20 protein-coding genes, 2 tRNA genes and 2 pseudogenes are annotated in these 24,955 nt (G+C 66.7%); 17 read left to right on the forward strand and 7 right to left on the reverse strand.

The window, feature by feature from the left end; all coding sequences use genetic code 11:
* The first annotated feature begins 232 nt into the window (after nucleotides 1-232).
* The 6 genes and pseudogenes from OKW27_RS23990 to OKW27_RS24015 form a co-directional block, all read left to right on the forward strand.
* The gene (locus OKW27_RS23990; protein ID WP_429335083.1) at nucleotides 233-3,460 is read left to right on the forward strand and encodes an Rne/Rng family ribonuclease; all 3,228 of its coding nucleotides are present in this window, start codon (nucleotides 233-235) and stop codon (nucleotides 3,458-3,460) included.
* A gap of 198 nt (nucleotides 3,461-3,658) precedes the next feature.
* On the forward strand, nucleotides 3,659-4,768 hold the full coding sequence (moaA, locus tag OKW27_RS23995) for a GTP 3',8-cyclase MoaA (protein WP_429335084.1): 1,110 nt from the start codon (nucleotides 3,659-3,661) through the stop codon (nucleotides 4,766-4,768).
* Between the two features lie 11 nt (nucleotides 4,769-4,779).
* A complete protein-coding gene (gene mobA / locus OKW27_RS24000; RefSeq protein WP_429335085.1) occupies nucleotides 4,780-5,406 on the forward strand; it encodes a molybdenum cofactor guanylyltransferase MobA in 627 nt (208 codons plus the stop codon).
* 61 nt (nucleotides 5,407-5,467) lie between these two features.
* Nucleotides 5,468-6,784, forward strand: a complete 1,317-nt coding sequence (gene moeA, locus OKW27_RS24005; protein WP_429335086.1) for a molybdopterin molybdotransferase MoeA — start codon at nucleotides 5,468-5,470, stop codon at nucleotides 6,782-6,784.
* Nucleotides 6,785-6,884: 100 nt separating this feature from the next.
* The gene (locus OKW27_RS24010; protein ID WP_008923126.1) at nucleotides 6,885-7,160 is read left to right on the forward strand and encodes a hypothetical protein; all 276 of its coding nucleotides are present in this window, start codon (nucleotides 6,885-6,887) and stop codon (nucleotides 7,158-7,160) included.
* Between the two features lie 44 nt (nucleotides 7,161-7,204).
* A pseudogene (locus OKW27_RS24015) lies at nucleotides 7,205-7,315 on the forward strand (GNAT family N-acetyltransferase); the annotation flags it as partial.
* 18 nt (nucleotides 7,316-7,333) lie between these two features.
* Here the strand turns inward: OKW27_RS24015 and OKW27_RS24020 are convergent.
* The 5 genes and pseudogenes from OKW27_RS24020 to pncB form a co-directional block, all read right to left on the reverse strand.
* Complete coding sequence (locus OKW27_RS24020) at nucleotides 7,334-8,782, reverse strand: DNA recombination protein RmuC (protein ID WP_429335087.1); 1,449 nt, start codon at nucleotides 8,780-8,782, stop codon at nucleotides 7,334-7,336.
* A pseudogene (locus OKW27_RS24025) lies at nucleotides 8,779-9,800 on the reverse strand (2-hydroxyacid dehydrogenase). The gene OKW27_RS24020 and the pseudogene OKW27_RS24025 overlap by 4 nt, the downstream one beginning before the upstream one ends.
* Before the next feature lie 18 nt (nucleotides 9,801-9,818).
* Nucleotides 9,819-11,210: a sodium:proton antiporter gene (locus OKW27_RS24030; RefSeq protein WP_429336587.1), complete on the reverse strand. Its 1,392-nt coding sequence runs from the start codon at nucleotides 11,208-11,210 to the stop codon at nucleotides 9,819-9,821.
* A gap of 139 nt (nucleotides 11,211-11,349) precedes the next feature.
* Nucleotides 11,350-12,012 carry a LutC/YkgG family protein gene (locus tag OKW27_RS24035; protein WP_090801206.1) on the reverse strand — a complete coding sequence of 221 codons (663 nt, stop codon included), beginning with the start codon at nucleotides 12,010-12,012 and terminating at the stop codon, nucleotides 11,350-11,352.
* 186 nt (nucleotides 12,013-12,198) lie between these two features.
* On the reverse strand, nucleotides 12,199-13,395 hold the full coding sequence (gene pncB / locus OKW27_RS24040) for a nicotinate phosphoribosyltransferase (protein WP_090801208.1): 1,197 nt from the start codon (nucleotides 13,393-13,395) through the stop codon (nucleotides 12,199-12,201).
* A gap of 291 nt (nucleotides 13,396-13,686) precedes the next feature.
* On the opposite strand from pncB, the gene fdxA reads away from it, so the two are divergent.
* The 8 genes from fdxA (at nucleotide 13,687) to OKW27_RS24080 (ending at nucleotide 18,306) form a co-directional block, all read left to right on the forward strand.
* Entirely contained in the window at nucleotides 13,687-14,010 is a 324-nt protein-coding gene (gene fdxA / locus OKW27_RS24045) for a ferredoxin FdxA (protein ID WP_090801209.1), read from the forward strand.
* A 119-nt stretch (nucleotides 14,011-14,129) separates the two neighbouring features.
* Nucleotides 14,130-14,205, forward strand: a tRNA-Asn gene (locus tag OKW27_RS24050).
* A gap of 62 nt (nucleotides 14,206-14,267) precedes the next feature.
* A tRNA-Asn gene (locus OKW27_RS24055) sits at nucleotides 14,268-14,343 on the forward strand.
* A gap of 159 nt (nucleotides 14,344-14,502) precedes the next feature.
* Nucleotides 14,503-14,979 (forward strand): CreA family protein, encoded by a 477-nt coding sequence (locus OKW27_RS24060; RefSeq protein WP_090805411.1) that lies wholly within the window; start codon nucleotides 14,503-14,505, stop codon nucleotides 14,977-14,979.
* A 121-nt stretch (nucleotides 14,980-15,100) separates the two neighbouring features.
* Nucleotides 15,101-15,943 (forward strand): AraC family transcriptional regulator, encoded by an 843-nt coding sequence (locus OKW27_RS24065; RefSeq protein WP_429335088.1) that lies wholly within the window; start codon nucleotides 15,101-15,103, stop codon nucleotides 15,941-15,943.
* Between the two features lie 178 nt (nucleotides 15,944-16,121).
* Entirely contained in the window at nucleotides 16,122-16,883 is a 762-nt protein-coding gene (locus OKW27_RS24070) for an AzlC family ABC transporter permease (protein WP_429335089.1), read from the forward strand.
* Nucleotides 16,880-17,203, forward strand: coding sequence for an AzlD domain-containing protein (locus OKW27_RS24075; protein WP_090801215.1), 324 nt, complete (start codon nucleotides 16,880-16,882; stop codon nucleotides 17,201-17,203). The genes OKW27_RS24070 and OKW27_RS24075 overlap by 4 nt, the downstream gene beginning before the upstream one ends.
* Nucleotides 17,204-17,538: 335 nt before the next feature.
* Nucleotides 17,539-18,306 carry a DUF4088 family protein gene (locus tag OKW27_RS24080; protein ID WP_429335090.1) on the forward strand — a complete coding sequence of 256 codons (768 nt, stop codon included), beginning with the start codon at nucleotides 17,539-17,541 and terminating at the stop codon, nucleotides 18,304-18,306.
* Between the two features lie 89 nt (nucleotides 18,307-18,395).
* On the opposite strand, the gene OKW27_RS24085 is transcribed toward OKW27_RS24080, so the two are convergent.
* Nucleotides 18,396-20,591, reverse strand: a complete 2,196-nt coding sequence (locus tag OKW27_RS24085) for an ATP-dependent helicase (protein ID WP_429335091.1) — start codon at nucleotides 20,589-20,591, stop codon at nucleotides 18,396-18,398.
* A gap of 241 nt (nucleotides 20,592-20,832) precedes the next feature.
* Nucleotides 20,833-21,252, reverse strand: a complete 420-nt coding sequence (locus OKW27_RS24090) for a hypothetical protein (protein ID WP_429335092.1) — start codon at nucleotides 21,250-21,252, stop codon at nucleotides 20,833-20,835.
* 336 nt (nucleotides 21,253-21,588) lie between these two features.
* Between OKW27_RS24090 and OKW27_RS24095 the strand changes: the two genes are divergently transcribed.
* The 3 genes from OKW27_RS24095 to panS all read left to right on the forward strand — a co-directional run bounded on the left by OKW27_RS24095 (nucleotide 21,589) and on the right by panS (nucleotide 24,819).
* On the forward strand, nucleotides 21,589-21,807 hold the full coding sequence (locus OKW27_RS24095; RefSeq protein WP_013090085.1) for an RNA-binding S4 domain-containing protein: 219 nt from the start codon (nucleotides 21,589-21,591) through the stop codon (nucleotides 21,805-21,807).
* 294 nt (nucleotides 21,808-22,101) lie between these two features.
* The gene (locus OKW27_RS24100; protein WP_429335093.1) at nucleotides 22,102-23,517 is read left to right on the forward strand and encodes an MATE family efflux transporter; all 1,416 of its coding nucleotides are present in this window, start codon (nucleotides 22,102-22,104) and stop codon (nucleotides 23,515-23,517) included.
* A 342-nt stretch (nucleotides 23,518-23,859) separates the two neighbouring features.
* A complete protein-coding gene (gene panS, locus OKW27_RS24105; protein WP_429335094.1) occupies nucleotides 23,860-24,819 on the forward strand; it encodes a ketopantoate/pantoate/pantothenate transporter PanS in 960 nt (319 codons plus the stop codon).
* Nucleotides 24,820-24,955 lie beyond the last annotated feature (136 nt).

Below are 24,955 nucleotides of genomic sequence, written 5' to 3' on the forward strand. Positions count from 1 at the left end.
TGCTGGCTAAACGCGGCGTGTCAGGCCATGATTTGAAGCCGTGTTCGCATGTGCCCTGCGGCACCGTGCCCTTTTTTTTAATCGGGCTGGGCCCTCTCAGGCAATTCTCCCGCCATCTTTCCCGCTCCAGCGTGTTTGTGAAAACACAATAAGACGCGGCACGCCTACTCTCCCCGCTCTCGCGACTGACAACCGCGCAGCTGGGCTGGCGAGGCCGCTCTGGAGCCGTTCAATGAAACGAATGTTGTTCAACGCGACGCAGCAGGAAGAGCTGCGCGTCGCCATCGTCGATGGGCAAAAACTCATCGACATCGATATCGAAACCGCCGGTCGCGAACAGCGCAAAGGCAATATTTACAAGGGCATCATCACGCGCATCGAGCCGTCGCTCGAGGCCTGCTTCGTCAACTACGGCGAAGACCGTCACGGCTTCCTGCCGTTCAAGGAAGTCGCCCGCCAGTACTTCCGCGACGGCGTCGACATGCGTTCCGCACGCATTCAGGACGCATTGAAGGAAGGTCAGGAACTGATCGTCCAGGTCGAAAAGGAAGAACGCGGCAACAAGGGCGCAGCCTTGACCACGTTCATCTCGCTCGCCGGCCGCTATCTGGTGCTGATGCCGAACAACCCGCGCGGCGGCGGCGTGTCGCGCCGGATCGAAGGTGACGACCGTCAGGAACTGCGCGAAACCATGGCGCAGCTGCAACTGCCGGAAGGCATGAGCATCATCGCGCGCACGGCCGGCATCGGCCGCAGCGCCGAAGAGCTGCAGTGGGACCTGAACTACCTGATGCAGCTGTGGCGCGCAATCGAAGCCGCGTCGCAAAGTGGCACGGCCGGCCAGCCGATGCTGATCTATCTCGAATCGAGCCTCGTGATCCGCGCGATTCGCGACTACTTCCAGCCCGATATCGGCGAAATCCTGATCGACACGACCGAAATCCATGACCAGGCCCGCGCCTTCATGGACATCGTGATGCCGGACAACGTCGGCAAGGTAAAGCGCTACCACGACGACGTGCCGCTCTTCTCGCGCTTCCAGATCGAGCACCAGATCGAAACCGCGTACTCACGCACCGTGCCGCTGCCGTCGGGCGGCGCGATCGTCATCGATCACACCGAAGCGCTCGTCGCGATCGACGTGAACTCGGCGCGCGCCACCAAAGGCGCGGACATCGAGGAAACGGCCGCGCGCACGAACCTCGAAGCCGCCGACGAAGTCGCTCGCCAGCTGCGTCTGCGCGACCTGGGCGGCCTGATCGTGATCGACTTCATCGACATGGAATCGGCCAAGAGCCAGCGCGAAGTCGAACAGCGCCTGAAAGACGCGCTGAAGCACGACCGCGCCCGCGTCCAGATGGGCAAGATCTCGCGCTTCGGCCTCATGGAGCTGTCGCGTCAGCGTCTGCGTCCGGCGCTGTCGGAAGGCAGCCACGTCACGTGTCCGCGCTGTAACGGCACGGGCCACATCCGCGATACCGAATCGTCCGCGCTGCAAGTGCTGCGGATCATTCAGGAAGAAGCGATGAAGGAAAACACCGCGGCGATCCACTGCCAGGTGCCGGTCGAAGTGACCGCCTTCCTGTTGAACGAGAAGCGCGCCGAAATCAACAAGATCGAGTCGCGTTTCAAGGTCAACGTCGTGCTGATCCCGAATAAGCACCTCGACACGCCGCACTACAAGCTCGAGCGTCTGCGTCACGACGACGCGCGCCTCGACGAGCCGCGCGCATCGTGGAAGATGGCCGAAGAAGCGGCCCGCGAACTCGAATCGGAAACCGGCTACAGCAAGCGCGCTGAGGAAGTGAAGCCGAAGCAGGAAGCGGCGGTCAAGGGCATCACGCCCGAGAAGCCGGCTCCGAGCGCGCCGGCCCGCCCGGCGGCCATCCCCGCTCCGGTCGCGGTGACGCCGGCCAGTGGCGGCTTCATCGGCTGGCTGAAGAATCTGTTCGGCATGCAGCCGGCTGTTCCGGCACCTGCGGCGCCGGCCACCACCGACAAGCAGGCCCGTCCGCAACGCGGTGAACGCACCGAGCGCGGTGAGCGCACGGGCGAGCGCGGCGGCGATCGAAACCGCAATCGCCGTGGCGGCGCCGGCGGTCGCGACGCGGCAGCGCGTGGCGAAGGCGTGACCGGCGGCCGTCAGGCGCAAGGTCAGCAGCCGTCGCCGCGTCGCGAGGAACGCGAAGGCCGCGAGGCACGCGAGGGCCGCGAACCGCGCGCGCCGCGTGAGCAACGCGAACCGCGTGAAGGCCGTGAACCGCGTGAGGCTCGCGAGCCGCGTGAAGCGCGTGAACCGCGCGAGGCTCGCGAACGCGACACCCGCGGCGCCGAGCGCGCGGAAGCCGTCGAAGGCACGGCACGCGGTGAGCGTCGCGAGCGTGGCGAGCGCGCTGAACGCGTCGAGCGTGGCGAGCGTCGCAAGCCGCAGGCGGAAGTCGCCTCGGCGCTGACGCAAACCGACACGCAAGCTGCCGACGAACTGGCGCGCAACCGCGCCGCAGCGGGTGAAAACGGCGTGCCGGTCGATCAGGAAACAGTCGCACGTGACGGCGAAGAGCGTCGTCGTCGCCGCCGTGGCCGTCGTGGTGGTCGTCGCGAGCGTGAAGAGGACGTGAATGGCAATCTCGCGGCGGATGTCGCGGAAGCAGAAGGCGACAACGTTGCCGCCAGCGACGAAGCGCCGGTGCGCACCCAGCAGCCGGTCGAGCACACGCCTGCAGCCAGCGAAGCGAAGGAAGTGACCCCGGTCGAAGTGGTGGTCGCCGCTGTCGCAACGGAAAGCGCCGTCGTGGCCGAACTGCATGCGGCAGCCGAAACGCCGGCTCTCGCCGCGGAAAATGCCGCGAAGACCGAAAAGGTCGTGCCGGTCGAAGAGGCCCCGGCGGCGTCGATCGAACCCGTGGCGGCGGAGCCGGCTATCGAAGCGCCAGCGCAGGCAGAGCAAGCCGTGTCGGCCGCGAGCGAACCGGTTACGCCGGCCGCTTCGGTCGAATCCGCCGCGCGTGCCGAATCCCCGGCAGTCGAGCCGGCCCTGGAAGTGCAGCCGACCGTCCCGACCGAACCGCGAGCCGTCCCGGCTGCGCTCGACACCGCGGCTCCGGCCACGATCGTCGAGGCGCCGGCAGCCGTGCCGGCACCGCAGGCCGAAATCGTCGAGCCGCAACCGGTCGTCGCATCGGAACCGGCCGCGGTCGAACCGGCGCCCGTCGCCGCGGCCCCGCAGCCGGCCCCCGTCCGCAGCGCAGCCCCCGCCGCCGCGTCGGCCGACGCCTTGCAGCCGGTCCTCGAGCAGGCTGGCCTGGTCTGGGTGAACACTGACGCCGACAAGCTGCGTGCCGCGCAGGAAGCGGCGGCGCAGACGGTCAAGCCGCCGCGCGTGATCCGTGAGCGCAAGGCGCTGCCGCCAGACGACCACGCGCCGATGCAACAGGTCGAAACGATCAAGCATCCGCAGTAAGCCGCGTCGTTGTTCGTGAAAAAGCCCGCCCTTTCCGGCGGGCTTTTTCTTTAGGCGGTCGTTTGTCGCCGCGCGCCGCGCCGCGAGCCGCGCCGCTCCCCGTATACCCCCACAACGTCCGTCGCGCATCTGCCGCCACCGGCATTTCCGATAGAATCAAATCATCCCCGTCCGTTAAAGCACCTGACGAACCATTTCATGTCACGACGCATCATCCCTGTTGCCGATCTCAGCGCGGCGCCGGTCATCACCGGCCCAGTGCAGACACCTAGCGGCGTGCTGCACGATGCGCTCGCGCGTCCGCTGCACGATCTGCGCATCTCGGTGACGGACCGCTGCAACTTCCGCTGCGTGTATTGCATGCCGCGCGCCGTGTTCGACAAGGACTATGCTTTCCTGCCGCACAGCGCGTTGTTGAGTTTCGAGGAGATCGAGCGGCTCGCGCAGTTGTTCGTCGCGCATGGCGTCGAGAAAATTCGCCTGACCGGCGGCGAGCCGCTACTGCGCAAAAACCTCGAATTCCTGGTCGACCGGCTCGCCCGGTTGACCACGCCTGCGGGCCGTCCGCTCGATCTCACGCTGACCACCAACGGCTCGCTGCTCGCGCGCAAGGCGCGCAGCCTGAAGGACGCCGGCCTCACGCGCGTGACCGTCAGCCTCGACGCGCTCGACGACGCGCTGTTCCGCCGCATGAACGACGCCGACTTCGCGGTCGCCGACGTGCTCGATGGCATCGCCGCCGCGCACGCGGTCGGACTCGCGCCGGTCAAAGTCAACATGGTCGTCAAACGCGGTACCAACGACGGCGAAATCGTCCCCATGGCGCGTCATTTCAAAGGCACGGGCGCGGTACTGCGCTTCATCGAGTACATGGACGTCGGCACCTCGAACGGCTGGAACATGACCGAAGTGCTGCCTTCCGCCGACGTCGTCACGCGCATCGCCGAGCATTTCCCGCTGGTGCCGCTCGAAGCGCACAGCGCCGCCGAAACTGCGCAACGCTGGGGTTATGTCGACGGCGGCGGCGAGATCGGCGTCATTTCGAGCGTCACCCGCGCGTTCTGCGGCAATTGCACGCGCGCGCGTTTGTCGACCGAGGGCAAGCTATACCTGTGCCTGTTCGCATCGACCGGACATGACCTGCGCGCGCTGTTGCGCGGCGGTGCGAGCGATGCCGGGATAGCCACCGCCATCGCCGAAATCTGGCAGGGCCGCGGCGACCGCTACTCGCAGCTGCGCGGCAGCCAGCCGGCCGATCAGGGCGAGCCGGCCAAGCGTCGCGTGGAAATGTCCTACATCGGCGGCTGAGCGACCGACGCATGTCCATCCCCCGTGAACAGATCACTGGCCTCGTGCTCGCGGGCGGGCGCGGCACGCGCATGGGCGGCGTCGACAAGGGGTTGCAGCCGCTGCACGGCGAACCGCTCGCCGCTCACGTGCTGCGGCGCCTCGCGCCGCAGACCGGCCCGCTGATGATCAGCGCGAACCGCCATCCCGACACCTATGCGGCGCTCGGCGCGCCATATCGCGCAACGCTCGTCGCCGACACCCTCCCCGACTTTCCCGGCCCGCTCGCCGGCATGCTCGCCGGACTGCGCGCCGGCGGCACGGCGTACCTGCTGAGCGCGCCCTGCGATTCGCCGTGGCTACCGGCCGACCTCGCCGCGCGCCTCGCGGATGCGCTCGACGCGAACCACGCCGACATCGCAACGGTCACCACCGTCGACACCGGTGGAGAAACCTCCCTGCACCCGGTATTCGCGCTGATGCGCACCGCCGTCGCGGACGACCTGGCCGCGTTTCTGGCCTCCGGCGAGCGCAAGGTCCGCGCGTGGTACGCGCGCCACAAGACGGTCGAAGTCGTCTTTGCCGACGAGCGCGCGTTCTACAATGCCAACTCGTTACAAGAACTCGCCGACCTCGAACGCAATCGGGGCCCCGGCTGACATCCGCTCCGGCCGCACGGCAACAGCCGCGCCCGTCACCGGTCGCGACGCCCAGCCATTCATGACCACGCTCAACGACTTTTCCCGCTGCGTCGCGCAGTACGATCCTCATGCGCTACCCGTCCCGGCCGCTCAGGCGATCGTCCGGCAGTGGGCGACGCCGGTCGCGGCCGTCGAGCGCCTGGCGTTGCGCGATGCACTCGACCGCGTGCTAGCCGCCGACATCGTGTCGCCGATCGACGTGCCCGCGCACGACAACTCCGCGATGGACGGCTATGCGTTCAATCACGCGGCGCTCGCGGCCGCTATGCGAGGCGGCGCGGACAGCGTCGAGCTGACGGTTGCCGGCAAGGCGCTCGCCGGTCATCCGTTCGCGGGCCGCGTCGCGGCGAACCAGTGCGTGCGCGTGATGACGGGCGCCTGCATGCCTGCCGGTTGCGACACCGTCGTGCCGCAGGAACAGGTGGAGCGCGACGGTGCGGATTCCACGTCGATCCGCTTCGCCGCCAGCGCGGCGGCGGCGGGTGCGAACCGCCGCCGCGCCGGCGAAGATCTCGCGCGCGGCCACGTCGCGCTGCATGCCGGCCGCATCGTGCGCGCGTCGGACCTCGGCCTGCTCGCGTCGCTCGGCATTGGCGAAGTCAGCGTGCGGCGGCGTTTGCGCGTCGCGTTCTTTTCGACCGGCGACGAACTGCGCTCGCTCGGCGAGCCGCTCGACGCGGGCTCGGTCTACGACAGCAACCGCTACACGCTGTTTGCGATGCTGCGGCACCTGAACGTCGACGCGCTCGATCTCGGCGTCGTGCGTGACGAGCCGGCCGCGCTCGAAGCCGCGCTGCGCAGTGCCGCGGCCAACGCCGACGTGGTGCTGACTTCGGGCGGCGTGTCGGTGGGCGAAGCGGACTTCACGAAGCAGCTGCTACAGAACTTCGGCGACGTCGCCTTCTGGAGTCTCGCGATGCGCCCCGGCCGGCCGCTCGCGTTCGGCCGCCTGTGGTCCGGCGAAAAGCCCGGGCTCGGCAAACCTGCGCTATTCTTCGGCCTGCCCGGCAACCCGGTCGCCGTGATGGTGACGTTCTATCAGATCGTGCGCGAAGCGCTGCTGCTGATGGCCGGCGCGACGCCGCGGCCGCTGCCGGTGATTCACGCGACGAGCCGCGTGGCGGTGGGCAAGCGCGCGGGCCGCACCGAATTCCAGCGCGGCATCGCCGAACAGGACGCGCACGGACACTGGCATGTGAGCCCGACCGGGTCGCAAAGCTCAGGCGTGCTGAGCTCGATGAGCGAAGCGAACTGCTTCATCGTGCTCGGCCACGACGAGGGCGACATCGACGTCGGCGATCGCGTGTCGATCATGCTGTTCGACGGTCTCATCTGACGTTCCAGGCGGCGCATCGATCGCACGACATCGGCACCACAGCAGCACTTCATCGACACGCCACCCACTATCACTACTACGACACACGGGTTTGACTTACATGAAAAAACAGATCTCGTTCATCGCACCGGGACAGACGGCCAAAGCGCTGATTCTCGTGTATCTGACGTTCTCGGTGCCGATCGTGCTGCTCGGCGTGGTGGTCGCGTTCGTGCGCTATGGCTCGGTCGAGCTGAGCACGGTGTTCAGCGCGCTGCTGCTGAACGCGATCCTCGGCTTCGTGCTGTTGTGGATCGCGTGCCACGCCTACAACTGGGTCGCGTCGCGCTTCGGTGGTATCGAAATCCATCTGGCCGACGCACCGGAAGAAGCGTAATGCCCGCGACGATCCGCGCCGCCAAGCCCGCGGATACCGGCGCGAATCAGCCGGCGATCAGCTTCTATCAGAAGATGGGGGCGACGGTGTTGCCGGACTGGCGCGTCGTGCGCGTGACGGGCGATGCGCTGGCGCGGCTGGCTGCAAGGGCGTGAATTCCAGTGCCTCGCCCCTCATTGCTCATCAGGCTCCACATTCGACAGCGCATCGCCGAGCAACCCGCTCGCCTCGTCGCCCGGTAACGCCTCGACGTCGCGCAGCTTGCGGTTCATCATGCGCGTGCGCGTTTCCGCGGCCTCGATCGAACGCGTGACGGTTTCGAGCTGCGCCTTGGTCTTCGCGAGCACGTCGCCGAATTTGCCGAACTCCGTCTTCACCGCGCCGAGTACCTGCCACACCTCGCTCGAACGCTTTTCGATCGCGAGCGTGCGGAAACCCATCTGCAGACTATTGAGCAACGCGGTCAGCGTGGTCGGCCCCGCAATCGTCACGCGATAGTCCCGCTGCAGCAGATCCGTGAGTCCCGGTCGGCGCAGCACTTCCGCGTACAGGCCTTCGGTCGGCAGGAACAGCAGCGCGAAGTCGGTCGTATGCGGCGGCGCCACGTACTTCTCCGCGATCGTGCGCGCCTCCGCGCGAATTCGCACTTCGAGCGCGCGCGATGCTTCCTCGACCGCGACCGGATCGGCGCGCTCCTGCGCTTCGATCAGCCGCTCGTAGTCCTCGCGCGGGAATTTGGCGTCGATCGGCAGCCATACCGGCGTATTCGCGCCGCCGGGCTCCGGCCGCCCCGGCAGACGAATCGCGAACTCCACGCGATCGGCGCTCTTCGGCACCGTCGCGACGTTCTTCGCGTATTGATCGACGGTCAGCACTTGTTCGAGCAAGGCTTCGAGCTGCACTTCGCCCCACGTGCCGCGCGTCTTCACGTTGGTCAGCACGCGCTTCAGATCGCCGACGCCGGCCGCCAGCGTCTGCATTTCACCGAGGCCGCGATGCACCTGTTCGAGCCGGTCGGACACGAGCTTGAACGACTCGCCGAGACGCTGCTCAAGCGTTGCGTGCAGTTTTTCGTCCACGGTGCGGCGCATTTCCTCGAGCCGCGTCGCGTTGTTCGCCTCGATGTCCTTCAGACGCTGCTCGATCGTCGCGCGCACTTCGGCGAAGCGCCGGTCGTTCGCCTCGGTTAGTTGCCCGAGTTGCAGGCTCAGCGTGTCGCCGAACTGCTTCAGCGAGCGGCCCTGCTCGTCGCGCGCCTGCTGCGCCTGTGCCTGCAGGCTGTGACGCACGGCGTCGAGCTGTTGCGCGAAGCCGTCGATCTTGCCGCCCTGCACCGTCGTCATGCTGCTGAACTGCGCGGCGAGCGTCTGCTGAAAATGCGCGAAGCCGCTGCTTTGCTCGGTGCGCGACACGCGCGCGGTCTCGGCGATGTCGTTGCGCAGTTGCCGCTCGAGCCGCTCGGCGGCATGCGCCTGCGCGTCGACGACGGCATCGACGCGTTCGTTCAGCATCTCGAACTGTTCGCGCTGCTCCGGGCGGTCGTGACCGCGTAGCAGCAAGGCGAGTGCGATCACGAGGGCAACCGCCAGCACCGCGACGGCCGCCACCAGAATCATTGTCATGAACGCGCCTTGCCGATCACGTCGGGGTTGATCGGATTCGGCGGCTGACCGGCGCGCGGTCCTGCGCCGAGGCCGGCGATCAGGTTGTCCGCGGCGAGATTCGCCATGGCGCGGCGCGTGGTTTCGGTCGCGCTCGCGATGTGCGGCGTCAGCACGACGTTCGGCACGTTCAGCAGCGCCGGGTGCAGCTGCGGCTCGCCTTCGAACACGTCCAGACCGGCCGCCGCGATGCGCCTGTCACGCAGCGCGTCGGCCAACGCCGCATCGTCGACGATGCCGCCGCGCGCGATGTTGGTGAGCGTCGCGCTCGGCTTCATCAGCGCCAGTTCGGCCGCGCCGATCGTATGGTGGTTGCCTTTGTTGTACGGCAGCACCAGCACGACGTGGTCGGCGCGCCGCAGCAGATCCTCTTTCGACACGTACTCCGCGTTCAGCTCGGCCTCGATTTGCGGCGCGACGCGCGAGCGATTGTGATAGATGACCCGCATGTTGAAGCCCTGCGCGCGCCGCGCGAGCGCCTGGCCGATGCGGCCCATGCCGATCACGCCGAGCGTCGAACCGTATAGGTCGCTGCCGAGAAAGCCATCGTAGCTCCACTTCTGCCAATGTCCGGCGCGCAGCCAGTGCTCCGATTCGGCGATGCGGCGCGCGGCGGCCATCATCAGCGCCCAGCCGAAATCGGCGGTCGATTCGTTCAGCACGTCCGGCGGGTGTTGGTGCCGAGTACGTTCGCCGCGTTGAACGCGGCCATGTCGAAGTTGTTGTAGCCGACCGCCATGTTCGACACGACGCGCAGACGCGGCGCCGCGGCGAGCACGCCCGCGTCGATCATCTCGCCGGCCGTCAGCGCGCCGTCCTTGTCCGCGAGACGGCGCTTCAGTTCGTCGGCGGGCAACACGTCGCCCTCGTTCCAGTCGACGTCGAAGTACTGCTTGAGCCGGTCGATCACGTCGGGAAAGATCGAACGGGCAACGAGGATTTTCTGCAATGCAAGTCTCCGTATCGCACGTCGAGGGATTGTCTCGGCGTTGCAGAGTCAGCGTTCAAAAAAGAGCCAGCCGGTCAGCGCGAACAACGGCAGCAGCACCGCGCCGGACCAGCCCAGATACGCAAAAAAGCTCGGCATGCGAACGCCGCGCGATTGCGCGATCGCCTTCACCATGAAGTTCGGCGCGTTGCCGATGTAGGTGTTCGCGCCCATGAACACGGCGCCGGCCGAAATCGCCGCGAGCGTGGTCGCGCCGGTGGTCATCAAGGTCTGCGCATCGCCGCCGGCCAGGTTGAAGAACACGAGGTAGGTCGGCGCGTTGTCGAGAAACGAAGATAGCAGGCCGGTCGCCCAGAAGTACATGATGTCGCGCGGCTCGCCTGACGAATCATTGACCAGATGGACGATGCCCGCGAACGCGCCGGCTTCTCCCGCGCGCAGGATCATGATGACCGGCACGATCGTCACGAAGATGCCGGCGAACAGTTTGGCGACTTCCTCGATCGGCGCCCAATTGAAGTCGTTGCCCGCGCGGGCCGCGCGCGGTGTCCACGCGAGCGATAGCAGCGTGACGACGATCAGCGCGGCGTCGCGCACGATGTTTTGCAACGCGACGTGCGTGCCGAGCACGTCGAATGTGATTTGCGGGCGCCACAGTCCGCTCATCAGCACGAACGCGATCAGCGCGGCGAGCAGCACGAAATTGATCTTGCCGTCGATGCCGAGCGGCGCGCCGTCGGGCGTCGGATCGAGGAAAGCTGAACGCACCTCCTCGCGCTTGTGAAAGTAGTACGAGTCGAGCGCATAGAACGCGGCGAGCAGCATGCCGCTCACGAACAGCATCGGCCGCGCGAGATGCGTGGTGGTCCAGAAAAAGCTCACGCCTTCGAGAAAACCGAGGAACAGCGGCGGGTCGCCGAGCGGCGACAGCGCGCCACCGACGTTCGCGACGAGGAAGATGAAGAACACGACCACGTGGGTCACGTGGCGGCGATTGTCGTTTGCGCGCAGCAACGGGCGGATCAGCAGCATCGCCGCGCCGGTCGTACCCATCACGCTCGCGAGCAAGGTGCCGAGCGCGAGAATCGCGGTGTTCAGACGCGGTGTGCCATGCAGGTTGCCGCGCACGCAGATGCCGCCCGCGACGGTATAGAGCGCGGTCAGCAGGATGATGAACGGGATGTACTCGTCGAGCATGGCATGCGCGAGCGCGCCGAGCGCCGCGCTCGCGCCGAAGCTCACGGCAAGCGGCACGATGAACGCGAGCGCCCACGCCGCGGCGATCTTGCCGAAGTGGTGATGCCAGAGGGCTGGCGCGATCAGCGGAAGGATCGCGATCGACAGCAGCACACCCGCGAAGGGCAAGCCCCACAACGCCGACAAGCGCGCGCCGTCGAGGAGCGTCTCAGCCTGCACGGACGGCGAGCACAGCGCAAGCATCGACGCAACGGCGAGCCACCGGCCCGCGCGGCCGGCCTGCGAGTTCATGCCGATACAGGCCGCGCGACGGCTTGCAACCGCACGCACGACAGATAACGCGTGTGTCGCGTATGCGCTGGCACGCCGCCGCGCGACGCGTTCAAGCATCCTGCACGACGATCGCATGCACCCGGTAGGGGCCGTGCGCGCCCAGCACGATGGTCTGCTCGATGTCGCCGGTGCGCGATGGTCCCGACACGAAATTGACCGCGCGCGGCAGCTCGCCGCGTTCCTTGCGGATCAGGTCGAACGCCTCTTCATGACCCGCGACGATCCGCGAGCCCGGCACGATCGCGATGTGCGTCTCCGGCAGCAGCCCGGCCGACGCATACGTCTCGGGACCGGACAGCAACACGAGCGTGCCGGTCTCCGCAGTCGCGCAGAAACAGCCGGTGAGACCGACCACGTCATTGTCTTGCGGTTTGCGATATTCGACGGCGAGGCCGGCTGCGGCCCACGGCAGATCGCGCAGCGTTTGCCACGCGATGGCCTGCAACGGCAAACCGTGTTGCGTCAGATAGCGATGCGCGGCGGCGGGTACATCGGCGAAGGTTTGAACGGTGTCGACAGTACTCGCCATTTTCTGCGCTTCCTCGATGAAGCGCGCGCGCAGATCGGTGGGCATGTCCGGACGCGGGCCGGCCGGATGACGCGCGAGATAGTCCGCCGCGGCTTCGCGCTCGGCGGCGCTCGGTTCGGGCTCGCGCTCTTGCGCGGCGCGGATGCGCGCCAGGATGTTGCGGCGGGCAATCGATGTGTCCATGGGCGAAATCCTCGTGTCGACGGCCGTGCGATATGGCGAGGATTATACCGGCCGCGCTCCGCGCGAACACCCTGGCCGAACGGCATATTGCCGCCAGTCGGTAGCGCGGCGACACTGTTCGCCGTGCCCCCGAACGCGAGCAGATCATGGTCAGGCGATGAACCGAAAAGCAGTCCGCAAAGCGCGCTACCTGGCCGCCTCTTCTTCCGGCTGCGCGATGCCGAACACCTGGCGCAGATACGCGAGATACGCCTTGTCCTCGCACATGTTCTTGCCCGGCGAGTCCGACAATTTCGCGACCGGCTGACCGTTGCAACGAACCATCTTGATCACGATCTGCAGCGGGTTGTAGCCGAGGTCGTTGGTCAGATTGGTGCCCACGCCGAACGCGAGCTTGCAGCGGCCGCGGAAGCGCTCGTATAGCTGCAGCACCTTCGGGATGTCGAGCGCGTCGGAGAACACGAGGACCTTGGTGCGCGGGTCGCAACGATTCGCCTCGTAGTGTTTGAGCAGGCGCTCGCCCCAGTCGAATGGGTCGCCGGAATCGTGGCGAGCGCCGTCGAACAGCTTGCAGAAGTACATGTCGAAGTCGCGCAGGAACGCCTGCATGCCGTACACGTCGGAGAGCGCGATCCCGAGGTCGCCGCGATATTCCTTCGCCCACATCTCGAAGCCGAAGATCTGCGAGTCGCGCAGCCGCGGACCGAGCGCCTGGCAAGCCTGCAGGTACTCGTGCGCCATCGTGCCGAGCGGTGTCAGGCTGTGCTTCATCGCGTAGAAGACGTTGCTCGTGCCGGCGAACTGCTCGCCGAGACCGTCCTTGAGCGTGAGGATCACTTCCTCGTGCCACTGCTTCGAGAAGCGGCGGCGCGTGCCGTAATCGGCGATCTTGCAGTCGGCGAACTCCGGACGAGCGCCGAGCAGTTGAATCTTGTCGAGCAGACGGCCACGGCCTACGTGATAGTCGGGCGTTTGCTGGGTGTTGCGGAAATAGACTTCGTTGACGATCGCGAGCACCGGAATTTCGAAGAGGATCGTATGCAGCCACGGCCCCTTGATGTCGATGTCGATTTCGCCATTGCCCTTCGGCGACGGCGTGATCGAAATGTACTTCTCGTTCAGATGGAACAACGCGAGGAACTCGATGAAGTCGCCCTTGATGAAGCGCATGCGGCGCAGGTAGTCGAGTTCGTCGTCGGTGAAACGCAGTTCGCAGAGCTTGCGCATTTCGTCGCGAATCTCGTCGATGTACGGCACCAGATCGACGTTCGGCGTGCGGCAGCGGAAGCGGTACTCCACGTTGGCGGCGGGGAAGTGATGCAACACCACCTGCATCATCGTGAACTTGTACAGATCGGTATCGAGCAGCGAAGTAATAATCATGATGGTACGAACTGGACCGCTGAAAAAACGAAAAGGGCTCACTGCACCCTTGCAACGGACGCGCTGAGCCGAGCGGCGCGCCAACCTGATGCATGTTACCCGAATGCGTCCGCATCCAGCGTGCCACCGGGCCTTCGCCGCCATTGCGCGGCCGCTCGCGGCACCCCATAAACTAATCACAAAAACATATAAGACGCACGGCCCGATGCTTTATGCGCCTGTTGACGTTACGTTACAATAGTGCTTTTGGCGTCCGCGCCCTCCCCGATTCCGCATGCAGGAGCTGCCTGAATGACTCACGTTGTGACCGAAAGCTGCATCAAGTGCCGCTATACCGACTGCGTCGATGTGTGCCCGGTGGACTGCTTTCGCGAAGGTCCCAACTTCCTCGCGATCGACCCCGACGAATGCATCGACTGCGCCGTGTGCGTGGCCGAGTGCCCGGTGAACGCCATCTATGCCGAAGAAGACGTGCCGGGCGACCAGCAGGACTTCATCGCGCTGAACGCCGACCTGGCGAAAGCGTGGCCGAGCATCACGAAGACCAAGGCACCGCTGCCGGAAGCCGAGGAATTCAAGGATGTGAAGGAAAAGCTCGCGCTGCTCGCGCGCTGAGCGCGAGCAGCCTGTCACCTGCCTTGGCCGTTCAGGTTCAGTATCAGGATGAACGCCGAGGTATTGACAGACGTTTCAGCTGCCTCTAAAATTTCGTTTCTCTGCTGTTGTTGTTCTGTTCCTCGATAGCTCAGTCGGTAGAGCGCCGGACTGTTAATCCGTAGGTCCCTGGTTCGAGCCCAGGTCGAGGAGCCAAGAATTGCAAAAGCCCGTTAATCAAGACGGGTTTTTTTATGTAGATCAAGTTGTACTGCTGTTCCTCGATAGCTCAGTCGGTAGAGCGCCGGACTGTTAATCCGTAGGTCCCTGGTTCGAGCCCAGGTCGAGGAGCCAAAAAATTTGAAAGGCCCGCATCCATGCGGGCCTTTTTGTTTTTGTGCCACGATGGACAGCCTCACGCGCGCCGCGCGCCGTTATACGATGGCGCCTTCACGGCGCACGTTTCGCCCCGCTCTGGCGCCGGCCCACTCCAGACACTCAACCGGCACGCTCATGAAATCCACCTCGCTACGCATCGCGCTCGCGGCCGCCGGCGCCCTGCTGCTTTCTTCGGCGCGCGGCGAAGAAATCGCCAGCGTCAATACGAATTTTCACGTTACCGGCTCCGACCGCGTGGTCGTGGAGGCCTATGACGATCCCATCGTGCAAGGCGTCACCTGCTACGTGTCGCGGGCGCGGACGGGCGGCGTCAAAGGCACGCTCGGCATCGCCGAAGATCCGACCGAGGCTTCGATCGCGTGCCGCCAGCTCGGGGAGTTGCATTTCACCGGCCCCGTCAAGCAGAAGGACGACGTGTTCTCGGTCAGCATGTCGCTGATCTTCAAGTCGCTGCACGTGGTGCGCGTGGTCGACACGAAGCGCAACGCCCTGGTCTATCTGACCTACAGCGACCGCGTCGTCAGCGGCAGCGCGAAAAACAGCGTGAGCGCCGTACCGATGCCCACTGGCACGACGATTCCGGTCAAGTAAGGGCAAGTCAGGACAAGTACCGGCAATCGACGGCACCAGCGGCACACGGCGCGGCGCTGCACACCCGCCGCCGTCCCCGACAACGACGCGTTAAACTGACCGGTCCAGCTAGTCTTTCGTCATGACCGCCACCCCTCGTTTCCGCGATTCCGCCCGCTACTGGCGCACGCCGCTACTGCCCGGCGCGGATCTGCTCACCGCCGAATATCACGATCACGAGTTCGCGCCGCATTGGCACGACGCCTACACGATCGCGGTGATCGTCGCGGGTGCGGAATGCTATCGGTATAGCGGCGAGCACCATGTCGCCGAAGCGGGCAGCGTGCCGGTCATCAACCCGGGCGAGTTGCATACGGGGTCGAAGGCGGTCGAGGCGGGCTGGCGGTATCGCGTGATGTATGCGCCGGTCGGGTTCCTCTGCGCGCTGGCCGACGAAGTCGCCGGCAAGCCGCAGGCCTTACCGTGGTTCGCGCCCGGCGTGATCCGCGATTCCGATCTCGCGACGCGGCTCGCGCACGCCCACCGTCTGCTCGAAGCCGGCGACGACGCGCTCGCCGCCGAAACCGCGATGCTCGACGCGCTGTCCACGTTGCTGGTCCGCTATGCGCGGACGCGCCCCGCCGCCGCGCGCGTCGCCACCGACGACACTCGCGTCGCACTGATGCAGGAGCGTCTGACCGGCGACCTCGTCGAACCGGTGACGCTCGCCGAGGTCGCGAAGGCAGCGGGTCTGTCGCCGTTCCACGCGGCGCGGCTATTCACCCAATCGACCGGCCTGCCGCCCCACGCGTGGCGCAATCAGGTGCGCCTGCAGCGCGCGCTCGCGCCGTTGCGCGCCGGCGTCCCGGTGACCGACGTCGCCGCCGCGAGCGGCTTCACCGATCAGAGCCATTTCACGCGGCATTTCCGGCGCATGTTCGGCGTGCCGCCGGGCCAATGGCAAGGAACGCAGCGCGGTTCGTAACCCGATGCGGCACCGCCGGCGCCTGCGCCGCGCGCCGTGAGCGTGCCGCCGCAATCCGTCAGCCCGTCATCAGCCATCCCCCCGCTACACCGTAGCACCCCATCCGCAACCCGCCGCAAGAACGTACAAGTCCGAACGCCGGTCAGCCGCTATGCTTCCGACATCAAGGAGGCTTAGATTGACCGATTCCACCCAAGGCCAGCCCACCCGGGGCGCCCATCTCAAAGAGTTCGCCGCCGGCGCGCGCGACATCATCCCGATGATGGTCGGCGCCGCGCCGTTCGGCGTCATTTTCGGCACGCTCGTGACCTCCAGCCCGCTGCATCTGTGGCACGGCCAGTTGATGTCGCTCGTCGTTTTCGCGGGCTCCGCGCAGTTCATCGCGCTCGGGCTGATCGCCGGACATGCGAGCTTCGCCGTGATCTGGGCGACCACGCTCGTCGTCAATCTGCGTCACGTGCTGTATAGCGCGACGCTCGCACCGCACGTCGCGCATCTGCCGAAGCGCTGGCGTTGGGCGCTCGGCGCGCTGCTCACCGACGAAGTCTTCGCGGTCGCGTGGGAGCATTACCGGCATCGCGAGCCGGGCACGGTCGGCCCGTACTACTTCTTCGGCGCCGGCGTCGCGATGTATCTGAACTGGCAGCTATGGACCGTCGCCGGCCTGCTGTTCGGCGCGGCCTTCCCCGGCCTGCAGTCGCTCGGTCTCGACTTTGCGATGGTGGCGACGTTCATTGCGATCGTCGTGCCGCAACTGGTCGCGCTGCGCTATATCGCGGCGGCCGTCACCGCCGGCACGCTGGCGTTTTTCTGGCAGGCGTGGCCGTACAAGCTCGGCCTGCTCGGCGCAGTGTTCGCGGGAGTCGCGGTCGGCGTACTGCTGTCGATGTCGCGTCTGAACCTGCGTGGCGCGCGCCGTCCCTTGGAGGCCACGCGATGAGCTACGTCGTTCTGATCGTCGGCATGGCCGCGATTACGTGGTTGATCCGCGCGGCCGTGTTCGTGCTCGGCGACCGGCTCGTGTTCCCGCCGCTTCTGCGCGCCGCGCTTAGCTTCGTGCCGGTCACCGTGCTGACCGCGATCATCGTCCCGATGGCCGTGTCGCCGCACGGCAACAACGCCGAGCTGAGCTGGCGCAATCCGCAGCTGGTCGGCGCGCTCGCCGCGATCGTCGTTAGCGCGCTGACGCGCCGGCCGCTGCTGACGATCGCAGTCGGTCTAGGCGTGTTCTTCGTCTGGCAGTGCGTGGTGCTGAAGTAAGCGCGTCCTGTCTCTACGCTCATCGACTCATCAGCGGTCCCGTCGACACCTCGCCGCGTCGCGAGCCGCGCACTCCCCTTCAAGCGGCTCCCAAGCGGGCCATTGCCCGAAGCTTCCCTCCAAAGCGCCCGCGCGTCGCCGGGCCGCCCTCAAGTTTCCCGCCACCCCGCCGATATGCAGTCGAGGTCCGCTCATCGGGAGTCGTCCCGCTGGTTACGCGGCAACAGGCTGGAATCAAGCGCGTCGGCAACCGGCGTCGCATCGCCTCGGTCCGCGAGCGGCCGGGCGATCTTGCGACGGCGCGCCGCGCGCGGCCGCATTAAACGGGATAACACATGGGTCAAATCACCCTGAAGCTCAAGGACGAGACCGTCACGTCGCTGCGCAAGGACTTCGAGGCTTTTTTACGGGTCTCGCTGAAGCTCGATCCGCAGTTCGCGACGCCGTCGTTCGAGGATTTCTTACGCGCCAAGCTGCTCGACAACATGGTGCCGCTCACCGAGCACGCGGTACAGCGGATGCTGCAAGGCGGCCAGTACGCGTGGGCCAAACGCACGCTCGACAAGGAATTCCCGGACGTCGTGTCGATCCTGATGCGGCAGGCGGGCGAGTTCGGCTTCGGTTTCGCGGCGCGCTCGGAATGGACGCCCGAGGAGCTCACCAAGCAATGCCGCGACTGGGCCGCCGCAATCGTCAAGGAGGCGGAAGGCGACGCGAAGCTGGTCGACCCCCTCGCCTCGCAGATCAAGAGCACGGTGCAGGACATTCAGGCGCTCGAGGAAGTGATGCAGACGCCGGCATGGCGGCTCGTCGAATCGCTGCGTCAGCGCGTCTACGAGGCGAAGGTCGCGTGCGAGACAAGCGTGGGCAGCACCGCGCGCGAGAAGCTCGGCGAACTGCGTGGGCTGTTGCGGCTAGGCATTTCGCACGGCACGTTCCAGAAGCAGGAAGCGCAGCAGATCATGGAGTATCTGCGGCTCTTGAAGCCGGAGATTTTCGTCGAGGAGCCGTACGACGTGTTCTCGCGGCTCGCGGCATGGCTGCGCAATTTCTTCGTGCCGCCGCCTCCGGTCGCGCAGCAACAGCAGCGGCAGTCGCGCTGAGCTTCCACTGACCCGCGCGGCGCGCGTCCCTTCGTCGGATCGACGCGCCCCCTGCCCGCGCGTCGATCCCAACGCGCGGTGCTAGCGGCTCAATCCCACATCTTCCTGAGCTTCGCCGCGATCTCGATCTTCGCCTGCGCGGCCGCGGCGAACCCCGCCGCGCTCGGCGCGCTCGCCACCGCAATGCGCGGCCATGCATAGGCGTCGAACAGCGGCAGCATCGGCGTGGCGATGAAGCGCGTGCGCGACGCCCACACATGGCGGTCGCCCAGATGCGTCTGGTTGTGCACGTAAAAGCGCTGCGGCACGACGATGTGCAGGTCTTCCTTCGCGCGCGTCATCGCCACGTAGAGCAGGCGCCGCTCCTCGTCGATTTCCTCGTCGCTGCCGGTGCCGAGATCGGAAGGAATGCAGCCGTCGACGCCGTTCAGCACGAACACGTTGCGCCACTCCTGACCCTTCGCCGAATGGATCGTCGACAGGATCAGGTAGTCCTCGTCGATCAGCGGCACGCCGGATTCGTCGCTGGTCGCGTCGGGCGGATCGAGCGTCAATTCGGTCAGGAAGCGTTCACGCGACGGATACGTACCCGCGATGCTTTCCATCTGCAGCAGGTCCGCGTGACGGATCGCGGCGTCCTCGTGGTTGCGCTCCAGATGCGGCTCGTACCAGCGCCGCACCATCTCGAACTCGGCGGGCCACGGCGTTTGCCGGCCGTACACGCTCGACATCAGCTTGACGAACGGATGCCAGTCTTCCTGCGTGCGCGCGGGCGCCGCAAACGCGGCCAGCACACCGCCCGCGGTCGCGACCGGATCGCCGCCGTCCGCGCGCGCGACGATGTCGTCGAGCACCTTCGCCGCGGTGGCCGGGCCGACGCCCGGCAGCAGCTGCACGACGCGAAAGCCGGCGACGCGATCGCGCGGATTCTCGGCCCAGCGCAGCACCGCGAGCACGTCCTTCACATGCACCGAGTCGAGAAATTTGAGCCCGCCGAACTTGACGAATGGAATGTTGCGGCGCGTGAGCTCGATCTCGAGCGCGGCGCTGTGATGCGCGGCGCGAAACAATACCGCCTGCGACTTCAGCTTCACGCCCTGCTCGCGCGCCTCGAGCACCTGCTCGACGACGTAGCGAGCTTGCGCGGCATCGTCGGCGACCGTGACGAGGCGCGGGCGCTGCGCCGACGCCTTGTCGGTCCACAGATTCTTGGTGTAGCGCTCGCTCGCGAGTTCGATCACCGCGTTCGACGCGGCGAGAATCGGCTCGGTCGAGCGATAGTTGCGCTCGAGCGTGACCTGCCTGGCGGGCGGCTCGAACTGCGTGGGAAAGTCGAGGATATTGCGCACCGTCGCGCCGCGAAACGAATAGATCGACTGCGCGTCGTCGCCGACCACGGTCAGGCCACGGCCGTCCGGCTTCATTGCGAGCAGGATCGACGCCTGCAGGCGGTTGGTGTCCTGGTATTCGTCGACCAGAACATGATCGAAACGCGCCGACAGATCGGCCGCGATGCTGGGCTCGGCGGCCATGTGCGACCAGTAGAGCAGCAGATCGTCGTAGTCGAGCACGCTCTGCTTCTGTTTGGCGTCGACGTATGCGGCGAACAGCCGGCGCAGATCGTCCTCCCAATCGCGACACCACGGAAACGCGCGGTGCAATACCTGGCCGAGCGATGCGCCGGTGTTGACGACACGCGAGTAGATCGCGAAGCAGGTGCCCTTCGCCGGAAACCGCCTCTCCTTCGCGGACAGTCCAAGCTCGTGGCGCACGAGGTTCATCAGGTCGGCGGAGTCTTCGCGGTCGTTGATCGTGAACGCGGGCGCGAGGCCGATCAGATCCGCGTATTCGCGCAACAGCCGCGCGCCGACGCTATGGAAGGTACCCGCCCACGTGAGCCCTTGCGCGAGCGCGGCGCGTGGACCGACGGTAGCGGCCGCGGCGCCCGCGATGCGGGTCACGCGGCGGATCATTTCGAGCGCCGCGCGGCGCGAGAAGGTCAACAGCAGGATGCGCTGCGGATCGGCACCCTTCACCACCAGATTGGCGACGCGGTGCGCGAGCGTGTTGGTCTTGCCGGAGCCGGCGCCCGCGATCACGAGCAGCGCGCCGGGCAGCGCGTCCGGCGTGTCGGTCCCGTATTCGACGGCTTCGCGTTGGGCGTCGTTGAGCTTCGCTAGCCAGGCGGCGGTATCGAACGACGGAGCGGATTCGGCGACGGTGGACACTGATCGGTTTCGCGGGTTGGATGGATTTTCAGGATGCGACGCACACTGTATATCCATACAACCTCATGCGACAAGCGCCCCTTTTTTCGGGCGCCGATCCGCCGGTCTACGCCGCGCACTACTGTTTCTTCGCGTCCTTCAGGTTGGCAGCAGCGCTGGCCTTGTCGGCGTCGGCCTGCGCGTCGGCTGTGGTCTTGTCCGCTTTCGCCTGGGCGAGCGCGGCTTTCTTGTCGGCCTTCGCCTGACGCCCGCGGCGCGCGAGCCTCGCAGACCCGCGCGCCGCGGCATCCAGCAGGGCTTAGTGCTTGACGTCCGCGCCGTCGCCCTGCGCGGCAGCCTGCCCTTCCATGTTCATCTTCATTTCGTTATTGGCGGTCTGTTTGTCCGCCTTCTGGTTCAGCTTCGCGCCGCGCACCTGCTCCTTGTACTGGTCCTTCGCGGCCTTCTGCTCCGCCTTCAATTCCGCTTTCGAGGACTTCCTGGCCGCGCGATACTCGGCGTTGGCCTTCGCGTCGGCGTCGCGCTTCTGCACGAGCGGGTCGGTGGAGCCCGAAGCCGTCAAACGGGCCGGCGGCGGCGCCATGTCGGCGGCGCCCTGGCTCTGGATCTGCGGCTGAGCGCCGATGCCTGCTGCCGGCTGCGCGGTCTGCGCAACGGCCGCCGTCGCGGCAAAAGCAGTGAGGGCGGTACCGAACAGGAGCGAACGAATCTGGGTCATGGTTATCCTCTCTGGAGTTGTTGTGACACGGGCGGACTCTCTGGCGTCGTGATGACGGGACGTCGCGCGCGCCTCGTCCGGTCTGTGCGTCGCTGGATGGGCGGCCGGGGAGCGATCCCGGAAGCCAGCGGGCTTTGCTGCTGAAACTGCACTCTAAGAGTGAAATCCGTCCGGTGCGACCAGCGTTACGGAACGTTTCACTTTCCGACAACTGAATAACATCTACTTTCATTTGCTTGCGCGAAGGGCTCGCCGGATGGCCGCGCCGCCGTTCCGGGTGCGCTTGCTTTATGATGCGAACCCCAACGCGACCCCGTGCCCAAAGGTGCAAACGCCATGCCCAACCTCAATTTCACGCTGACCGGCGAATACGTCGAACTCCACAATCTGCTGAAGATCACGGGCCTCGCGGATAGTGGCGGCTCCGCGAAAATGATGGTTGCCGACGGCGCCGTGATGGTCGATGGCCGGGTCGAGACGCGTAAGACCTGCAAGATCCGCGCGGGCCAGGTCGTACTGCTCGGCGATACGCGGATCGCGGTCCACGAAGGCTGACGGCAGTCCGGAAAATCGCAGGACGGCACGCACCAGAATTGTGCGTCGTCCATCGACAGCGGCCGGGGGAGGCAATAAGCTGTCGGTTTCGACAGGTAAACGACGGACCGCGCCACGGGCGAGGAGTCGGCTGACCGGCTCGGCGCCGCGTCGCGGTTTTTTCCCGCCGGCTGCCCGGCCGCTCCAACGCCCGTCGGAGCGCGCGGCGAGATGCAATGCGGCGCCGCTCGCGCCCGCCTTTCGCTGACGCCACCGCTGTTGCCACCGCTGCCACTTTTCGCCGTCAGGCATTCGATGACTCAACCCAGCTTCGCCCGCGCGGCCAGCCGGCCGCCGACCCTATCCCGCCACGCGGCCGACACCGCGCGGCTCGCCGCGCCGCTCGCGATCGCGCAACTGTCGCAAATGGCGATGAGCGTCACCGACACGATCCTGCTCGGCTCGCTCGGCCCCGATGCGCTCGCCGCCGGCGGCCTCGGCGCGAACCTCTTTTTCGTCGTCGTCACGCTGCTGCAGGGCGTGCTGACCTCGGTCAGCGTCAGCGTCGCGCACGCGCGCGGCGCGCGGGACGACGGCCGGGTGCCGCATATTTACTGGACCGGTTTCGTGCTGTCGGTGCTGCTGTCGGTGCCGGCGTTCATCCTGCTGTCGTTCGCGTCGAGGATCCTGCTCGCGGTCGGCGAGCCGGGCCTGCTCGCGCACAACGTCGGCCGATACGCGGCGGTGTTGCGCTGGGGCGCACCCGCGAGCCTGATCGGCGTCGGCCTGATGCGCTCGTTTCTGCCGGCGATCGGCGCGGCACGGCGCCTGTTGTGGGTGTCGATCGCGAGCGTCGGCGTGAACGGCTTCCTGAACTACGGGCTCATCCACGGCGCGTACGGGCTGCCGCGGCTGGGTTTTCTCGGCTCGGCAGCCGCGACCACGATCACCGTGTGGCTGACCGCGCTCGTGCTGATGGCGCTGCTGCATCTGCGGCCGCGCTTCCGCCATTTCGTCGTCGCGACGCGGCCCAAGCTGCCGTTGATGGGCGAATTGTTCGGCATCGGCTGGCCGGTCGCGATCACCTACGGCGTCGAGTCGACGCTGTTCCTCGCCACTGGCCTGATGGTCGGCCTGCTCGGCGAATCGCAACTGGCCGCGCATCAGATCGCGCTGAACGTCGCGTCGGTCGCGTTCATGGTGCCGCTGTCGATCGGCCAGGCGGCCAACGTGCGGGTCGGCTACTGGGCCGGCGCCGGTCAGCCGCTCGCCGCGCGCCACGCGGGCTTCGTCGCGCTCGCCCTCGGCGTCGGCTTCATGTCGATGTCGGGCCTCGTGCTGATCACCGCGCCGCACTGGATCGTCGGTCTGTATCTGCATCTGGACGACCCGGCCAACGCGCCGACCATCGCGCTCGCCAGTTCGCTGCTCGGCGTGGCGGCGATTTTCCAGATCGTCGACGGGATGCAGGCGGTGAGCTCCGGTTGTCTGCGCGGCCTGAAGGACACGCGCGTGCCGATGATCGCCGCCGCGTTCGGCTACTGGGTGATCGGTTTTCCGACCGGCTATCTGCTCGCGTTTCACGCCGGCCTCGGCGCGCGCGGCTTGTGGTGGGGGCTCGCCGCAGGTCTCGCGAGCGTCGCGCTGCTGATGACGCTGCGTTTTCACAGGCTGAGCCGACGGCAGGCGCCGACGGCGGCATCGGCCACGCCGCCCGCGCGCTCGGTTTGAGCGAAGTAGCCGTACGCTCCACTCCTGAAGCACTCCCTGTAAAAGGTAAAATGGCCGCCGCGGCACGCGAGCGCTAACCCGCGCTCACGCGCCACGAACCGCACGACGGCGCGCCTCACGAAGGCAGGCGCCGGACTGGCGCCGCTCGCGCGCTCACCATTGCCCGCTTCGCGTGCGGCTTCAATTGGCCGGCCGTTTTTGCCGCGCTTTCGCCACGGCGCTTGCCGCAGCCGCTTCACCCGCTTTGGCGCGGCAAACGCCGCAACGCCAGCCGCCAGCCGACACCCGGCCGCGCCGCAGCCCCAATTTCCCGCGATACAACATAACCAAGGACCACCCGCCATGCTTGCCCGCGTCACCCGCCTGTTCCCGCTCTGGGCCGTGCTCGTCTCGGTCGCCGCGTACTTCTCGCCGGCCTCGTTTTCCGGCGTTGCGCCGCACGTCACCACGCTCCTCACGATCATCATGCTGGCGATGGGCGTCACGCTGTCGGCCGGCGATTTCCTGCGCGTGTTTTCGCGGCCCGCGCCGGTGATCGCCGGCATCGTGCTGCACTACCTCGTGATGCCGCTCGCCGCGTGGGTCATCGCCCGGGCGCTGCGCATGCCGCCCGAGCTGACCGCCGGCATGGTGCTGGTCGGCAGCGTCGCCAGCGGCACAGCGTCGAACGTGATGATTTATCTCGCGCGCGGCGACGTCGCGCTGTCGGTGACGATCAGCGCGCTGTCGACGCTCGTCGGCGTGTTCGCGACCCCGCTGCTCACGCGCCTTTACGTCGACGCGTCGATCGTCGTCGACGTGCACGGCATGCTGATGAGCATCCTGCAGATAGTCGCGCTGCCGATCGTCGTCGGTCTCGTCGTCAATCATCTGTTCGGCAAGCTCGTGCGCAAGATCGAACCGATCCTGCCGCTCGTGTCGATGGTCGCGATCGTGCTGATCATCGGCGCGGTGGTGGGTGGCACGCAGAAGAGCATCGCGTCGGTGGGCCTCGTCGTGATGGTCGGCGTCATCCTGCACAACGGCATCGGCCTGCTCGGCGGCTACTGGGGCGGCCGTCTGCTCGGTTTCGACGAAGCCGTCTGCCGTACGCTCGCGATCGAAGTGGGCATGCAGAACTCCGGTCTCGCCGCGACGCTCGGCAAGCTCTACTTCACGCCCCTCGCCGCGCTGCCGGGCGCGCTGTTCTCGGTCTGGCACAACCTGTCGGGCTCGCTGCTCGCGGGAGTGTGGGCGGGTCGCCCGGCGAAAGGCTCGACCCATCCCGACGGCGAGCGCGCGCTGCGCGCCGGGCGCGTCTGATAGAGCGTCCGCGCACCGCGGTTCGCATCAGTTGATGGATCACCGAATCGCGGCGCCCCCCGACCGACGCGCGGCACTCTGCTGCGTTTGCAGACGAACGACGAACACGCGCCCCAATTCCCTTAGAATGGTTTTC

Source organism: Paraburkholderia sp. 35.1, from assembly GCF_050436525.1.
In the GTDB taxonomy this organism is placed as follows: Bacteria; Pseudomonadota; Gammaproteobacteria; order Burkholderiales; family Burkholderiaceae; genus Paraburkholderia; species Paraburkholderia tuberum.

Excerpts from the sequence above, each read along its gene's own strand:
- OKW27_RS24080 (WP_429335090.1), top strand. The coding sequence starts at position 17,539 with ATGGGTCAAATCACCCTGAAGCTCAAGGACGAGACCGTCACGTCGCTG.
- moaA (WP_429335084.1), top strand. The coding sequence starts at position 3,659 with ATGTCACGACGCATCATCCCTGTTGCCGATCTCAGCGCGGCGCCGGTC.
- OKW27_RS24030 (WP_429336587.1), bottom strand. The coding sequence starts at position 11,210 with ATGCTTGCGCTGTGCTCGCCGTCCGTGCAGGCTGAGACGCTCCTCGAC.
- panS (WP_429335094.1), top strand. The coding sequence starts at position 23,860 with ATGCTTGCCCGCGTCACCCGCCTGTTCCCGCTCTGGGCCGTGCTCGTC.
- OKW27_RS24085 (WP_429335091.1), bottom strand. The coding sequence starts at position 20,591 with ATGGATATACAGTGTGCGTCGCATCCTGAAAATCCATCCAACCCGCGA.
- pncB (WP_090801208.1), bottom strand. The coding sequence starts at position 13,395 with ATGATTATTACTTCGCTGCTCGATACCGATCTGTACAAGTTCACGATG.
- OKW27_RS24095 (WP_013090085.1), top strand. The coding sequence starts at position 21,589 with ATGCCCAACCTCAATTTCACGCTGACCGGCGAATACGTCGAACTCCAC.
- moeA (WP_429335086.1), top strand. The coding sequence starts at position 5,468 with ATGACCACGCTCAACGACTTTTCCCGCTGCGTCGCGCAGTACGATCCT.
- OKW27_RS24100 (WP_429335093.1), top strand. The coding sequence starts at position 22,102 with ATGACTCAACCCAGCTTCGCCCGCGCGGCCAGCCGGCCGCCGACCCTA.
- fdxA (WP_090801209.1), top strand. The coding sequence starts at position 13,687 with ATGACTCACGTTGTGACCGAAAGCTGCATCAAGTGCCGCTATACCGAC.
- OKW27_RS23990 (WP_429335083.1), top strand. The coding sequence starts at position 233 with ATGAAACGAATGTTGTTCAACGCGACGCAGCAGGAAGAGCTGCGCGTC.
- OKW27_RS24060 (WP_090805411.1), top strand. The coding sequence starts at position 14,503 with ATGAAATCCACCTCGCTACGCATCGCGCTCGCGGCCGCCGGCGCCCTG.
- OKW27_RS24075 (WP_090801215.1), top strand. The coding sequence starts at position 16,880 with ATGAGCTACGTCGTTCTGATCGTCGGCATGGCCGCGATTACGTGGTTG.
- OKW27_RS24065 (WP_429335088.1), top strand. The coding sequence starts at position 15,101 with ATGACCGCCACCCCTCGTTTCCGCGATTCCGCCCGCTACTGGCGCACG.
- OKW27_RS24035 (WP_090801206.1), bottom strand. The coding sequence starts at position 12,012 with ATGGACACATCGATTGCCCGCCGCAACATCCTGGCGCGCATCCGCGCC.
- OKW27_RS24010 (WP_008923126.1), top strand. The coding sequence starts at position 6,885 with ATGAAAAAACAGATCTCGTTCATCGCACCGGGACAGACGGCCAAAGCG.
- OKW27_RS24090 (WP_429335092.1), bottom strand. The coding sequence starts at position 21,252 with ATGACCCAGATTCGTTCGCTCCTGTTCGGTACCGCCCTCACTGCTTTT.
- OKW27_RS24020 (WP_429335087.1), bottom strand. The coding sequence starts at position 8,782 with ATGACAATGATTCTGGTGGCGGCCGTCGCGGTGCTGGCGGTTGCCCTC.
- mobA (WP_429335085.1), top strand. The coding sequence starts at position 4,780 with ATGTCCATCCCCCGTGAACAGATCACTGGCCTCGTGCTCGCGGGCGGG.